This window comes from Alteromonas sp. 4NH20-0104, from assembly GCF_057547795.1.
In genome coordinates, this window is the sequence record NZ_BAAJLP010000026.1 from 1 (window position 1) to 14,482 (window position 14,482).

A 14,482-nucleotide genomic window follows, 5' to 3' on the forward strand; every position below is an offset into this window, starting at 1 on the left:
TAAATGTTGGGCCGGGATGACGATAAATGTTGGGCCGGGATGGCGTTACATGTAGGGGCTGGATGACGGTAAAATTCAACCGGGATGACAGTAAATGTGGGCTGGGATTACTTACCCTCGTTATTTCAGCAGTGACGAGACGGATACCGACACGTTTACGGCCCCTTTGTGTATTTCGTCCATAACGTGCTGCACCTGGGTGATCTGTTCATTGGTTTCATCCACATTGAGGCGGACATTCTTCATTTGCTCAGACGCATTGCCCGACAGCTGTTTGTTCTCACTGACCACTGACTCGATTTCTACGGTAGACTCGCTGGTGCGACTGGCCAGTTGACGGACTTCATCGGCGACTACCGCGAACCCTCGCCCCTGATCGCCGGCCCGTGCTGCCTCAATGGCGGCATTGAGGGCAAGCAGATTGGTTTGCTCCGCAATAGAACGAATAGTTGAAACGATGGCCCCAATACTCGTTGACTGCTCAATAAGCTTTGCCATAAGTTCATTAGCGGTGTTTACCTGACTGCGGGCCGAGTCTGATGCCACCACCGATTTTTTCAGCATCTCATTGCCCTGTTCGGCTATCTGAGCAGTTTCTTCTGCCGTTGAAAATGCCAGTTCCGCTGCTTTGGTAATTAACTGTTTCTCTTCTACCTGTGCGGTTACATCGGCAGCAAATTTGATGACTTTGATCACCTTGCCGTCGGGGCCTAATATCGGGTTATAAGTTGCTTCCAGCCAGATGGGGGAGCCATTAGCGGTACGGCGCTCGAACAAGCCGGTCTGGTGTTCACCGTTGCCTAATCTTTTCCAGAAGTCTTTATGGCTATCCAGAAATTCCTGGGTACAAAACATAGAGTGGTGTTTACCCTTAACTTGCTCCAGTGAATACCCCATGGCGGCGAGGAAATTACGATTGGCTTTACGAACCTCTCCGCTTGGAGTGAATTCAATCACGGCGGTTGATTGGTCCAGGGAGTCGTTAACGGCCTTTAACGACATCATCTCATCCATTCTGGCGGTAACGTCGCAGGCAATCTTGAGTATCGAAGTTACCCGGTTGGTGGTATCGACAACCGGAATATAGGTGGCTTCCAGCCAGATGGATTCGCCATCGGCTTTGAGGCGCTCAAATGTACCTGTCTGGGGAATGCCGTCTCTAAGCTGTTGCCAAAATTTGTCGTAATCCTGGCCCTTTACGCTACTGGCAGTGCAGAACATACGGTGGTGCTGGCCCTGAATTTGCTGTAATGGATACCCCATTGCCTGACAAAATAACTCGTTGGCGTCGATAACTTCACCGTTTGGGGTGAATTGAATAGTTGCAACCGCGTTCCTTATTGATTGGATAAGGGAGTGGCCGGTATCGGCCTGCGCTTTTATCTTGCCAAGTTCAGCTTTATGCCGGGTAAGTGAAATAATCATCAATCAGCCTCATTACAAATTTATCAGGACGATGTATTTCTGCTTTAGCTTGCGGTTGAGATACATCTACAAAGCCTGTTATAACTGACCGGTGTTAGCGTTCAGCCATATTAGGGTGATACTGCAATAAGTATAGACGGAATCTCGAAATGTTTATTAAATGTTAATAAATAATAAATGTAGAAACCTGTCAGCAAAAGGGCGCCGACAGGTTTTGAATTAGTGGGTCAGGCTGATGACTAAAGCTGGGCTTTAGTGGCCGTAGCAAAGGCGACGTGTAATTTATGATAGGCCGCTTCGTTGATGAAGTGCGGGTAAATGGTTTCGCCTTGCCAGGCTTGTGGCTCGCCGTCGAAAGACAAAAATACGGGATCGCCTGTTGTAACCGGGGCAAAGTCATTGTCTTGCAGCGCCGGGTGGATCATGGCCTGCCGTTCACCGTCTTCATTTAACGGGAACGTGATGTTTTCAATAAAACGAAATACCTCACAAGGCGGTAATTCAGGCACAGATTGGCTGTTGTACACTTTAACAAAGTCAAGAATGGCCAGGGCCATTCGCTCGGTCAGGTCGTATACATCGGCGCGCAACACGCCCTGAGGCTGAGCGCCAACTTCAATCATGATGCCACGTTTTCCGATACTGCAAAGGTAAGCATGTTCTGCCGGCGGCTTCTCATCTTCCACCAGGATATTGGCTTCTGGCATTTGCTGCTTCACATAGCGTGCTAACTGCGTGTGAAACGCGTCGGCTTCAAGAATAATCAGGGTTGCCCCCATAGCGCTGGTGGTATTGTGAATATCAACCAGTAAGTCGATGTCAGATCCGCCTTTGGGCCCCCATTGCTGATTTAACGCATGGGCTAGCCGGGCTTCCTGACACTGTGGCTGGCTGGCCAATAGCGCTGGGGTGAACTGACGGTTAAGATCTTCCTCAAGAAAACGGACATTGGCATCAATGGCTGCCTGATTCGACAAATGGCAGTCAATGTTCAGGCTCTGGTAAGCAGCAGGCACACCGAATCGCTGCCAGTTTCTCACCAATTGAATGCCACTGGTTTCATTGCCGTGGGTACCGCCCACAAAAGTAATATTTGCTATCATCGAAGTCTCTAATGCTTAAAAAAGTCGCTGTGTTGTTCACTCAGCATGGCTTCAATATCTTCAGGATCCAGATTATGGATTTCTGCTTCCTGGGCCGGGCTGGAAATGACTTTTTCTTCGTCAGCCCATTCACCTAAATCAATCAACTGGCATTTTTTGCTACAAAACGGGCGGAATTCACTGTCTGATGACCATTCCACCGCTTGCTGACAGGTTGGACATTTTACTTTCACAATTAACACGCTGCTAAGTCAAATTGAACGGGTTTCTCGACCGCACCGGTGCGGCCTTCGGGTGGGGTATAGTACATAAAGCGGATAGCATAGCGATACTTATTTCCGCTCAGTGTTGGATAAAATTCTTCGTTAGTCTGGCATCGGATCCGGATAAGTTCGTTGCGATCATCGGCCACGCCCTGATAAAAACCATTGGCGGCTTCGATTACGCTGAACGCTGTTCGTTCACGCAGGAAAGACAGGGCAATGCTGATGGCTTCCTCAGTAAGCGCGAAGCACATGATCCACTGTTTTATGTCTTCCTGACGCTGCGCAATCGGGCGGTGGCACCAGTAATGTAAATTGGGTAAGTCGAAACTGCAGGTGCCGCCAGGAATCGCAAAGCGCTGGCGGATACTGGCCAGAAATTTATCATCACGCAGCACGGCACTGATCTTCTTACTAACCTTGAGCTTATCGCGTACATTAATAATGGTTTTAAGCGTTTGTTGCAGGGCTTCGTTATCAATATTCGGCAATTGCGACCAGTGCACCAGATTTTTCTCGTGAGCATCAAGGTCTTTAATGATGTCGGTACGAATGTCGATACGTTCAAACAAGTCCAATAGCGTAAATAGCTGTTCAAAGAAATACAGCGATAAACCATTATCAAGGCCTGAGGCACCCAGTTTTAGCTGCCCCATTAACTGTTCGATACGCAGATAGTTACGAACCTTTTCTTTCAGCGGGAATTCGTAGACTGTAGTGTTCGACATTCGTTTCCTCGTCAATTATTCGCATTAGCGTACCAGTCTGGCCTGTATTTTACCAATGCATTCGCCAGTGAAGGCGGTTATCTGGTCTCACCTACAGGAAGGAATTACATGACCGCTGCGCACATTTTACTTACAACTACCTATGCTCAGCAGATAGGAAATTAATAATACCTTAAAATCATAGGGTTAGCTTTATTTTCTAACCTGGAACAGCAGTTGCAACACTCTGGTGGCAGTACAATTAATTTTAAGGAGTGAATTATGGCTACATCAAAATCTACCGCAAATGGTGCAGATACTACAGGTCATCCTATGACTGATAAACTGCAAACATCACTGCATGAATCGCTGGATACGATTGCAGAAAAAGCGGCTTCTGCGGAACAAAGCTTGCGAGAGTCGGCTTCAGAATCTGCGGATAATCTGGCTGCTCGTCGTCGTTTAATGAAACAGAAGTGGTTGGGCTCATCAGTACGCAACTACGCTGTTGAAAATCCGGTAGCCGCAGCGGGTATTACATTCGCAGCCGGTATGCTGGTGGCCTCTTTGCTGAAAAAAAGCAAATAAACAGAGGTGATGGATGAGCACGTCATCTGTTAACGATACCGCAGCGCCCCGTCCGGACAGTGATTTGCCCGACGGGGCGTCGCCCCATCAGGAGCAAGCTGCTCAACCGCCCCCGCAGCCAGATATAACGCTGGACGAGGTAATCGGTGCGGTATCCGATCTCATTGAAGCTAAAAAATTACAATTTAGCGCCCAATGGGAAATGGTCGGAGCCGAGGCAAAATTGCTACGTCAATCTGTATTGGTTACGGCGCTCGCCACGTTGGCGACTTTCGCGTTTGGGTGTGTCTGCTGGTTGATCATTAATGCGGCCTCGGCGGTGTTGCTGGCAAAAGCCGGGTTACATGCTGCTTTGGTAGCCGGAATTCTGCTGTTGCTCAATGGGCTGTTAATGTTTATTGCCTGGCGAGTGGCCAAAGATGCCTTTAAACACATTTCTATTAACCCTTTGGTTGCTGCCGTGAAAGGTGAGCCCGAGGAACCCAACGCTAAAACACCGCAAGGCAAGCAGGGGAGTTAGCATGACCAATTTGTTTTTAAAACGCGCTATCGCGGAGCGCGACCAACGCGTTCATGAGTACCAGGAAATAAAACTGCTGGGTCAATATTGTCAGGAAGATGCCATCGCGGCCTCTAAACAGCTGCTGGCTACACCGCTGGGATTGCTAGGGAGCTTTTCTGCCGGTGCCTTCAAAGGCTGGCATAGTGACGACCCACACAAGGCACACCGACGCCGAAAAGCGTTGTGGCGTTTTGCCAGAATGTGGATGCAGCAGGCAATGCTCTAATCAGCGCCAGTCCGGGCCATTCGCAAATATTGTTGGTGCAACTGCTTTACCTGCGAAATAGTACTGGCCTTATCTTTACTGTTATCGATTACGTCATCCGCCTCGGCGAGCCGTGTTTCTCTGCTAACCTGCGCCGCCATAATGCCTTTTATTGCCGCCTCGCTGCTGCCATCCCGACTCAGTGCCCGGGTGAGCTGAACAGACTCAGGACAGTCTACCACCGCAATGCGGTCGACCATTTTTTGCATGCCGTTCTCAATCAACAGTGGCACCGCCAGCACGCCATATTCTGACTGAATGTTGCTGACAGCCTCGGCCATCGCCTGGCGGATCCGTGGGTGTAAGCACTGGTTAAGCCATTTTTTCTGTGCTTCGTTAGTGAATACTAACTCTCTTAAAGCGGCACGGTTCAGCTCGCCTTGCGGGGTAATGATCGTGTTTCCAAAATGAGCGGTGATGGCACTCAGCCCTTCGGAGCCCGGGGCTACTACTTCTCTGGCGACGATATCCGCGTCAACTATCTCAACGCCTAAACTGGCAAAGGTATCGGTTACCAGGGTTTTGCCTGAGCCTATGCCGCCGGTAATACCTACCAGATAACAACGATTATCCGACACGCTAGTAACCCAGTGCCCAGCTTAGATAGGCGGTTTTGATGGGTTCCTGATACAGCAGAGTTAGCCAGCCGGCTATGGCCAGGTAGGGTCCGAATGGAATGGCTAATTCTTTACCTTGTTTTTGCCGGATCATAATGATGATACCGAACACCGCGCCAACAAAGGAAGACAGCAAGATAATAATCAATAAGCCCTGCCAGCCGGTAAAGGCCCCCAGTGCTGCCAGTAATTTAAAGTCGCCATAGCCCATGCCTTCTTTACCGGTAAGCAGCTTAAATGCCCAGTAAATACTCCATAAACTCAGGTAACCGATAGTGGCACCTAAAATGGCGTCGGCAGGTGACACAAAAATTGAATTCAGGCTGGCTAACAGACCAATCCATAATAAGGGCAGGGTGAGTTGGTCGGGCAGGATCATTTTATCTATATCGATAAACGTCATGGCAACCAGTAACCAGGTTAATACAATGGCAATGAGAGCCTGAGAGGAGGGCCCGTAGTGCAGCGCTGCCCATAACGAGAGTAGTCCGGTCAGCAGTTCTACCGCCGGATAGCGAAATGAGATACCGGTTTTACAACCACTGCATTTACCCCCTAAAACCAAATAGCTGAGTACCGGAATGTTTTCCCAGGCACGAATACGGTGGCCACATTTGGGGCAGGTACTGTCGGGTTTAACTAAATCGAAGCGCTCAGTTTCAGTAGCAGGCTCATCGGGGTTGAAATAACTTTGATATTCCCGCTTCCAGTCACGCTCCATCATAATTGGCAGGCGATAGATAACCACATTTAAAAAGCTGCCCACCATCAGGCTGATAATGGCCGCCAGGGCATAAAAGAACCAGGGTGAGTGTAAACTGAGCTCAATGACAGATTGCATGCAGGGCGTAACCTATTATCAGAAAATGCAATTAAGAATAACAGCTTAGCTGACGTTAAACTACCATACCCATTTGGAAAATTGGCAGGTACATGGCAACAATCAGGCCGCCGATGACAACCCCGAGTACGGCCATAATCATGGGTTCCAGCAAGCTGGTTAAACCGTCGACCATGTCATCCACTTCGCCTTCGTAGATGGTGGCGATTTTGCTGAGCATTTCATCCACTGCGCCTGACTCCTCACCAATGGCGATCATTTGCGTCACCATATCCGGGAAAACGTTAGTACTGCGCATAGCCGCGTTCATCTGAATACCGCCTGCTACTTCCTTGCGGATAAATAAAATCGCGTCGCGATATACCGCGTTACCCGATGCCCCTGCGGCTGACTCTAAAGCGCCGATTAAGGGAACACCGGCAGCAAAGGTGGTGGCAAGCGTTCTTGTAAACCGAGCAATAGCGGCTTTACGCAAAATTTCGCCAATGACAGGGATTTTAAGGAGCTTAGCATCGAGGCTGTCACGGAAGTCTTTCGATTTGTGGTGATAAACCTTAAACAAATAGATAAAAACGCCCATTCCAGCCAGCAGAAAGACCCCGTAATCCTGCACGAATCGAGAGATCCCAAGTACAAACATGGTAAATGCCGGCAGCGCGGCCCCAAAACTGGAAAATATTTCTTCAAACTGCGGTACTACAAAGATCAACAATACTGCCGTTACAATAAAGGCCACTACCAATACCGCGATGGGATAAAACATGGCTTTTTTAATTTTGGATTTTAGTGCCTCGGCTTTTTCTTTGTAAACCGCTACACGGTCGAAGATAGTTTCCAGCGCTCCGGACTGTTCGCCGGTTTCAACTAAATCGCAATATAAATCGTCAAAGTGCTTTGGATGTTTACGCAAGGCATTAGAAAGAGGCGTACCGGCTTTTACATCGTCGCCAATCTGAATAAGTACTTTTCGCATAGAGGCTTTTGAGTGCCCGGCCCCCAACATGTCTATTGTTTGTATGAGGGTGACACCCGCTGCCAGCATGGTCGCTATTTGACGAGTAATAACCGAAATATCGGCAGGTGTGATTTTGTCGCCGCCGCGACCAAAAAGCGGTTTGGATAATTTTCTTACTTTTGTCGCCGATATCCCGCGGCGACGAAGCAGGTTTTTGGCTTCCTGAACAGACTTGGCACTGGTTTCACCTTTAATGGTTTGACCTTTAGCATTCTTGCCTTGCCAGGTATAGGTGGTTAACGCTTCTTGTTTGGCCATCGTTTTTCTCACTGTTCAGAAAGCAAAAAGCCCAGTGAAAACTGGGCTTTGAAGAAAATTCTTAATTAGCAGATTGACGCTGCGCCACAAGTACCTGATTCTGCCCAGGTGATTTGGCCGTTTGCAAAAGTACCTGTCAGAATGTAAGTCTCACCGGCTAAGCCACCACCAGTTACCGCAGTTGCAGTGATGGTACCAGCCGCTTCATCCCATACCAGAGAGTCAACGTTACCATATTGGTTGCTGTTTGTAGCGTTAATTGCTATTGGAACGCCGTTGCTGCCGTGTGCACAAGAGGCCAGAGCGCCTTCAGTTTGAGCACAGATTTCAATCGAAGTTTTCAGAGACTGAGTGGCACCTACCACTTCTGAGAATTTCGCTTTATTGGTGTAAGTCTGGTAAGCAGGTAATGCTACCGCTGCCAGAATACCGATGATGGCAACAACGATCATCAGTTCGATTAAGGTAAAGCCTTTGTTGTTCAGTTTGATATTTTTCATGGTCACATTCTCCGGGTCGCAAAACAATAAAATGTCAGCATTTAATAAAGTTAAGGTTGATACCTGAGGCGTCGTCACTTACGTCCCCGGTACTTGATTCTCAGTATAGAACCATCTAAGCATCTGACAAGTATTAGGAATTATACTCTAGTGTTGGAAACTGCTACCTATTTGTACAATCCGGCATACGTAAAGATGCGGAGCCAGGAAATTCAGGCAGTTAGCCGCTACTACAAGTTTATGCGTAGTGACAGATCAACCGCTTTGACATGCTTGGTAAGCGCTCCTGAAGAGATATAATCCACGCCTAATAAGGCCAGTGAAGATAATCTTTCAGCAGTAATATTACCCGACACCTCCAGTTTACACCGTTTTTGCGTGAGGCTAACTGCGCGTTGGATCTGTTCGTTAGTAAAATTGTCCAGCATCACTATATCGGCACCGGCATCAATTGCCTGTTGCAATTCCTCAAGACTTTCTACTTCCACTTCAACCGGTTTACCGGGCGCTTGTGCTTTCGCCGTGCTAATGGCCAGGGCAATCCCCCCACAGGCCATAATATGATTTTCCTTAATAAGGAATGCATCAAACAGCCCAATGCGGTGATTTTTACCGCCGCCACAGGCTACGGCATATTTTTGTGCCAGGCGCAGGCCTGGAATAGTTTTACGAGTGTCGAGAATGCGGGTGTCCGACTCGGCCAGCAGACTGGCATAAAAGGCGGTTTCGGTAGCGGTGCCCGAGAGTAACTGCAAAAAGTTAAGGGCGGTACGCTCAGCCGTTAACAGCGCTCTGGCCGACCCTTTGAGTGAAACCAAAACAGCGTCTGCCGCTATTTTATCACCGTCTTGTACCTGCCAGCTTTGTTCAATGCTGCTATCCACCAGGCTAAAGGCCAGTTGCGCCCAGGCAACTCCGCAAACCACACAGTCTTCACGGGTAATAATGGTAGCTGTTGCCTGATGAGCGGCAGGGATCAGATTGGCGGTGACGTCGGCACTGGCGTCTGGCGTGCCGCCGAGGTCTTCGGCTAGCGCCTGAATAACCTGGTCTTTAATGCTTTGTTGCGATGGCAATGATTGTTGACTCACGGTAATACTTCTTTTTATAGGGTACGGAGAATGAGGGTTTCCCCTCGTTGGGTGAATTCTAACTGTTTTAGGGCGCTCATACCCAGCAAAATCTGCTCGCTTTGCATGCCTGGGTTAATATTTGCCTCTACGTTTTGCAGTGCGATACCGCCTATGGTTAACGTGGCAATTTCGGTGAGCGTTATCTTAACTCTGCCATTTGCGGTAGAAGCCATGCCGCTTCGCCCCCTGGGCAGGTTAAATTCGTCGGCTAAATGCGCCGGAATGGAAACACTGGTGGCCCCGGTATCAATAAGAAAAACCGCCGGTTTACCATTAATAGTGCCACTCACTACGTAATGCCCCTGGCGATTTTGCTCCAGGCGTATCTCAACCTGCTCGCCGCGCATCACCGTAGCGGGCGCCTGATTGGGGTTGACCTGGTTGTCCAGTAAATCACCAAACACCAGAATCAACAGGCCGAATAAACAGGCCCATGCAAGTATAAGCATCCACTTGGCGGCCTTACTGGTGTCAGTCTGTTGTTGGGTCATAGCTTGCCTTTAGATTGTCAACCGGCGACTTCGCTGTCACACTATTCTAATGAATTACCTGAAAAATTCACTACTATGACTATTTCTTATCATTATAAAGACGCCGAAATAAAGGTATCCCCTTTTTTTGATGAGCGGCCGGACGAAAACAATGTGAGCGTGTTGGTGATCCACAATATCTCGTTGCCGCCAGGGCAATTCGGCACGCAAGGGATTGAACAATTGTTTACCGGTACGCTCGATCCAAAGGAACATCCTTTTTATGCCGAAATCGCTCACCTTCGCGTATCGGCCCATTGCGTTATTCGCCGCGATGGCAGGGTAGAGCAATATGTCCCTTTTAACAAAAGGGCCTGGCATGCGGGAGTTTCCAGTTTTCAGGGGCGCGAGAAGTGCAACGATTTTGCTATTGGTATTGAACTGGAGGGAACCGATGAGTTGCCATACACCACTGAACAGTATCAGGCACTGGAAGCGGTTAGTGAACAGATAATTTCGTTGTATCCGGGTATAACACTGGGCAGAATAGTGGGGCATAACGATATCGCACCTGGTCGAAAAACCGACCCGGGTGTAGCATTTAACTGGGCTGGCTATCGCCAGGCGCTTAGTAAATACATGAAAAGGTAAAACACCATGGTGTTAATCAGTTTGCTGTTGGTTTTGTCGCTGGAAAGGGCGCTGCGTAAACAGCCGGTGTGGCATATCGAAAATCATTTGGGCCAATACCTGCAATGGACGCAGGAACAAAACTGGATTGCTAAACAAAGCGTGCCTATTCAGTTGGTACTGCAAATTGCGTTACCGGTACTGATTACCTTTTTGATCAGTCAATGGCTGTTGGGCGGCTTTCTGAGTTTTGTGTTGCAGAGCATTATTTTGTTTCTATGCCTGGGCAGTGAGCCTCTGCGTAATACGTACCGGTCTTTTTTACAAGCGGCAGAGCGAGGCGATCTGGAAGCCTGCCACCTTTATACCCGGGAACTGGGTCACTGTACCTCGCTGGACGTGTCAGATGAGCCTACCGCTCAGGGGAAAAGTTTTGGCCAGCATTTATTGTGGCTCAACTATCAGCATTATGCTGCGGTGATTATTTTCTTTACCGTCTTTGGTGCTGCGGGCGCCATAGCCTATGTAACCAGTCGGGAATGCTTTCGTCTGTGGTGCGAAACGGATGATGAGCGCAAACAAGGGATGGCCACCTGGATGCACATTCTGGACTGGTTGCCAGTGCGTATAACGGCTTTTGGCTTGTTATTGGTGGGGCATTTTTCGCGGGCGCTGCCGGCTTGGCTCAGTTATCTGACTCACCCTTCGATTGCCGGCGAGAAGGTCTTAACAGAAGTGGCGGCGCAAGCCGAGGATGTAGACTTTACCGAATCTCAGCAGGCCGATCCCGCCTGTGAACCCAAAGCGTTAGTCACCCTGGCGAAACGTAATGTGATGCTGTTGTTATCACTTATAGCCGTGCTGACCTTACTTGGGCTGATTAACTGACATGACCCGCCGAGTCACCAAAGGGCTGCATTGACAGCCCTTTTTTATTATCGTGCGCCGGGCATGGCGCGTGGTGTTTCGACACCGTTTAACTCACTGTGGTGGTGAGTTGATGACTTGGAGGTGAAAGTCCTCTGCACACCCGGCAAGGGGAAGTGCTAGCCGAACGGCAAGGGTGTTCATCGTGAGGTGAAATCTGAAGGAAGCCGAAGGCAAAATGCTGGCCTGACGAACAGGAAGCGGTTTAGGCGTTGTTGCAGGGTAAGGTGGCGATTATCACTAAAGCCCAATACTTGCACGGAATGCAGCAACGTAAAGCCGACAGGTATAAGCAGGAAGGTCGCGCGCATTACCCCGGGAGGTCTGATGTTCTGCCTCTGATTTTTTTTTTTTTTTTTTTTACAGTGTGCTACTGACATCGAGAGGTGTTGGGATGGAATATCAGAAGTCAGCCGAGGCCGTAGTAGTGATATTAAACCGATAGCATGAAGGGCTGAACATAATTAACCGTGATTAGGACACTGTTACTCGATGTTGATTAATGATGCACAAGCGCAGAAGACTGCGGCCAGTGAGTGCGAAGACGGGCGGAACCTGTCGGGATACGCTACGGGTGCTGAAATTGACACGGCGGACAGTGGGCGAACGAAAGCGGAACTATCGGTGACGATGGAAGCCGTGACAGACCGAGCCAATATGATGCTGGCCTATCAGCGGGTGGTAGAGAATAAAGGCGCAGCGGGTGTTGATAACCTGAGCACGCTGGATTTAAAACCCTGGCTGAAACAGCATTGGCAAGGTGTGAAGGTCTCACTGGCAGCAGGCAGCTATCTGCCGCGGGCCATCCGTAAAGTGGATATCCCGAAACCGAACGGCGACGTCAGGACGTTAGGCGTACCAACGGTGGCAGACAGACTCATCCAGCAAGCGATAGCACAACGGCTGAGTCCGTTGGTGGAACCGCATTTCTCTCACTCCAGCTACGGATTCAGACCAAACCGCAATGCATGGCAAGCAGTGCAACAAGCACAGCAGCAAATACGTAGCGGAAAGCGATGGGTCGTAGACATGGATTTGGAGAAGTTCTTCGACCGGGTAGACCACGACATCTTAATGTCGAAACTGGCGAACCTGATAGAAGATAAACGGCTGTTGAAACTCATTCGCCGCTTCCTTGAAGCGGAAATGATGGACAATGGCCAGCGGGTCACACGAGACAAAGGCATGCCGCAAGGCGGTCCACTGTCACCACTGCTATCAAACATTCTGCTGGATAGCTTAGACAAGGAATTAGAGCGACGAGGCCATAGCTTCTGCCGCTATGCCGATGACTGCAATATTTACGTGAGCAGTCAGAAAGCAGGCGAGAGCCTACTGGCCGATATCACCGACTTCCTATCTAAAGAACTGAAGCTGCAAGTGAATGTCAACAAAAGCGCGGTAGCTCGGCCATGGGTACGCAAGTTCTTAGGCTATAGTTTTACCCGGCACAAAGAGAGCCGGGTGAAAATCGCTGCGCAAAGTGTGAATCGTTTCAAGGATAAAATCCGCGAAATGACCACAGGGCATTGCTCACGCTCAGTCAGTGACACGATAAACGCATTAGCACCAGTGCTTCGGGGTTGGATAAGCTACTTCCGACTGACAAAAGTTAAAGGCGTGCTGGAAGAACTGGATGGTTGGATGCGACGAAAACTCCGCTGCCTGTTATGGCGACAGTGGAAACGCGTATACACCCGGGTCAGAAACTTAATGAAGGCAGGACTTGACGAGAATCGGGCATGGTGGTCAGCGACCAACGAACGAGGAGCATGGTGGAATGCGGGGGCCAGCCACATGAATCAAGCCTTCAGGAAAGGGTGGTTCGACAAGATGGGATTGGTATCACTGCTGGATTGTCACCGACAGTTCCAGTGTTAATATGAACCGCCGTGGTACGGAACCGTATGCCCGGTGGTGTGAGAGGACGGGAGTTGTAAAACTCCCTCCTACTCGATTATTCCTTTAAAAATCTGATCGTTACCTACACCAGCGCGGTACAAATAAACATCAGTTGATGGTTATTTTAACAATCCGTGCGATTTTTCAGCGTTATTAGCCATTACCAAACAGGAATGGTGAGTTTTTATCACAGTTTTTAGGCGATTGGTAATAAAATGCTGCACTGCAAAACAACAGCTTACAAATTTGTAAATTATCCAATCTGTAATTAAATTACCGGAAAATACCGCGATTCGGGGCTGGTTGAACCAGTTTGGCCGGTCAAATTTTATGAATAATTTCAAAAGTTAAGTAGTTTGTTACAGAAACTTTATAAAACTTGGTCTATGTTTACTATTTACCTCCGTGATATTCTGCTCTACACTAATTAGATAGGTAAAATGGTAATACCAATTTTAATTGTTAACGCATCGCCGTTTACAAAGCAATGTTTCGGAGCCTGACTCATCACTATGCAAACCGGTCGCAAAAAGCTTGCTGACGTCATTACCGAGCAGCTCGAGTCTATGATTCTCGATGGCTCGTTACTGGCCGGGCAGCGCTTACCACCTGAGCGAGAGCTGGCAGAGCAGTTTCAGGTATCCCGCCCGTCTTTACGGGAGGCTATTGGTAATTTGCAGGCACGAGGTTTGGTGGAGCGTAAGCAGGGCGGTGGCACGTTTGTAAGTCGCCAGCTCAATTCCGCCATGACCGACCCATTAATGGCGCTAATCAGCGGCCGTCCCGAAACCCAATTTGATTTACTTGAATTCAGACATGCCCTGGAGGGGATGTCGGCCTATTACGCTGCATTGCGTGGCCAACCTGAAGATTACGCCGCGTTGCGCGAGGCGCTGGATCACATGCCAACGCCCAAACGCACTGAATGCAAACGTGACCAGGCTGAATGTCTGGGGCGGTTTTACGTCATTATGGCGCGTGCTTCGCACAACATGGTGTTACTCCACGTGATGAGCACCATGCAAACCATGCTGGTAGACAATATCGAACGCAACTTTGAGATGCTGGCACTGCATGCCAGTGACGAAGCGGTTGACAATATTGCCCAGCAACGCAAAGAGATTGTTGAAGCCATTGCAAGCCGGGATCCGGAAGCGGCCCGTCAGGCCTGTAATGCGCACCTTGCTTACATCGAAAAAACGTTGTTGGCAATTAATCAGCGAGACAGTCGAGTGCAGCGAGCGTTGCGCCGGTTGGAAATTTAAGAACACGTGTC

17 protein-coding genes and 1 pseudogene are annotated in these 14,482 nt (G+C 49.1%); 7 read left to right on the plus strand and 11 right to left on the minus strand.

The genetic code is table 11. The annotated features are described in order from the left end of the window. Positions 1–120: 120 nt before the first annotated feature. The 5 genes and pseudogenes from AC27IB_RS17050 to zapD form a co-directional block, all read right to left on the minus strand. Positions 121–564, minus strand: a complete 444-nt coding sequence (locus AC27IB_RS17050) for a methyl-accepting chemotaxis protein (RefSeq protein ID WP_487122531.1) — start codon at positions 562–564, stop codon at positions 121–123. A gap of 87 nt (positions 565–651) precedes the next feature. After that, a pseudogene (locus tag AC27IB_RS17055) lies at positions 652–1,425 on the minus strand (PAS domain-containing protein); the annotation flags it as partial. Between the two features lie 239 nt (positions 1,426–1,664). After that, positions 1,665–2,528: an aspartoacylase gene (locus tag AC27IB_RS17060; RefSeq protein WP_296051874.1), complete on the minus strand. Its 864-nt coding sequence runs from the start codon at positions 2,526–2,528 to the stop codon at positions 1,665–1,667. Between the two features lie 8 nt (positions 2,529–2,536). Continuing rightward, on the minus strand, positions 2,537–2,761 hold the full coding sequence (yacG, locus tag AC27IB_RS17065) for a DNA gyrase inhibitor YacG (RefSeq protein ID WP_296051872.1): 225 nt from the start codon (positions 2,759–2,761) through the stop codon (positions 2,537–2,539). Positions 2,762–2,763: 2 nt separating this feature from the next. Continuing rightward, positions 2,764–3,519 carry a cell division protein ZapD gene (zapD, locus tag AC27IB_RS17070; protein WP_296051870.1) on the minus strand — a complete coding sequence of 252 codons (756 nt, stop codon included), beginning with the start codon at positions 3,517–3,519 and terminating at the stop codon, positions 2,764–2,766. A gap of 261 nt (positions 3,520–3,780) precedes the next feature. Between zapD and AC27IB_RS17075 the strand changes: the two genes are divergently transcribed. Genes AC27IB_RS17075 through AC27IB_RS17085 form a run of 3 tightly spaced genes read left to right on the plus strand, consistent with a single transcriptional unit; the run spans position 3,781 to position 4,874 of the window. Then, entirely contained in the window at positions 3,781–4,086 is a 306-nt protein-coding gene (locus AC27IB_RS17075; protein WP_487122425.1) for a DUF883 domain-containing protein, read from the plus strand. Between the two features lie 13 nt (positions 4,087–4,099). Beyond that, positions 4,100–4,606: a hypothetical protein gene (locus tag AC27IB_RS17080; protein WP_487122427.1), complete on the plus strand. Its 507-nt coding sequence runs from the start codon at positions 4,100–4,102 to the stop codon at positions 4,604–4,606. Between the two features lies 1 nt (position 4,607). Further along, a complete protein-coding gene (locus AC27IB_RS17085; RefSeq protein ID WP_296051862.1) occupies positions 4,608–4,874 on the plus strand; it encodes a hypothetical protein in 267 nt (88 codons plus the stop codon). Here AC27IB_RS17085 and coaE read toward each other — a convergent pair. The 6 genes from coaE to AC27IB_RS17115 all read right to left on the minus strand — a co-directional run bounded on the left by coaE (position 4,871) and on the right by AC27IB_RS17115 (position 9,768). Continuing rightward, the gene (gene coaE, locus AC27IB_RS17090; protein WP_487122429.1) at positions 4,871–5,491 is read right to left on the minus strand and encodes a dephospho-CoA kinase; all 621 of its coding nucleotides are present in this window, start codon (positions 5,489–5,491) and stop codon (positions 4,871–4,873) included. The genes AC27IB_RS17085 and coaE overlap by 4 nt on opposite strands. Position 5,492: 1 nt before the next feature. Next, positions 5,493–6,371 (minus strand): prepilin peptidase, encoded by an 879-nt coding sequence (locus tag AC27IB_RS17095; RefSeq protein WP_296051856.1) that lies wholly within the window; start codon positions 6,369–6,371, stop codon positions 5,493–5,495. Between the two features lie 55 nt (positions 6,372–6,426). Beyond that, positions 6,427–7,644, minus strand: a complete 1,218-nt coding sequence (locus AC27IB_RS17100; protein ID WP_296051855.1) for a type II secretion system F family protein — start codon at positions 7,642–7,644, stop codon at positions 6,427–6,429. A 65-nt stretch (positions 7,645–7,709) separates the two neighbouring features. After that, the gene (locus AC27IB_RS17105; protein ID WP_296051853.1) at positions 7,710–8,144 is read right to left on the minus strand and encodes a pilin; all 435 of its coding nucleotides are present in this window, start codon (positions 8,142–8,144) and stop codon (positions 7,710–7,712) included. A gap of 230 nt (positions 8,145–8,374) precedes the next feature. Beyond that, positions 8,375–9,235, minus strand: a complete 861-nt coding sequence (nadC, locus tag AC27IB_RS17110; RefSeq protein ID WP_296051851.1) for a carboxylating nicotinate-nucleotide diphosphorylase — start codon at positions 9,233–9,235, stop codon at positions 8,375–8,377. Positions 9,236–9,249: 14 nt separating this feature from the next. Further along, complete coding sequence (locus AC27IB_RS17115) at positions 9,250–9,768, minus strand: retropepsin-like aspartic protease family protein (RefSeq protein ID WP_296051849.1); 519 nt, start codon at positions 9,766–9,768, stop codon at positions 9,250–9,252. A gap of 75 nt (positions 9,769–9,843) precedes the next feature. Here AC27IB_RS17115 and ampD point away from each other — a divergent pair, with 75 nt between their 5' ends. The 4 genes from ampD (at position 9,844) to AC27IB_RS17135 (ending at position 14,471) form a co-directional block, all read left to right on the plus strand. After that, complete coding sequence (ampD, locus tag AC27IB_RS17120; RefSeq protein WP_487122433.1) at positions 9,844–10,398, plus strand: 1,6-anhydro-N-acetylmuramyl-L-alanine amidase AmpD; 555 nt, start codon at positions 9,844–9,846, stop codon at positions 10,396–10,398. Between the two features lie 6 nt (positions 10,399–10,404). After that, positions 10,405–11,265, plus strand: coding sequence for a beta-lactamase regulator AmpE (gene ampE / locus AC27IB_RS17125; RefSeq protein WP_487122435.1), 861 nt, complete (start codon positions 10,405–10,407; stop codon positions 11,263–11,265). Positions 11,266–11,796: 531 nt separating this feature from the next. Continuing rightward, positions 11,797–13,185, plus strand: a complete 1,389-nt coding sequence (ltrA, locus tag AC27IB_RS17130) for a group II intron reverse transcriptase/maturase (protein WP_487122437.1) — start codon at positions 11,797–11,799, stop codon at positions 13,183–13,185. A 533-nt stretch (positions 13,186–13,718) separates the two neighbouring features. Continuing rightward, positions 13,719–14,471, plus strand: coding sequence for a GntR family transcriptional regulator (locus AC27IB_RS17135; protein ID WP_296052080.1), 753 nt, complete (start codon positions 13,719–13,721; stop codon positions 14,469–14,471). The last annotated feature ends 11 nt before the right edge of the window (positions 14,472–14,482 follow it).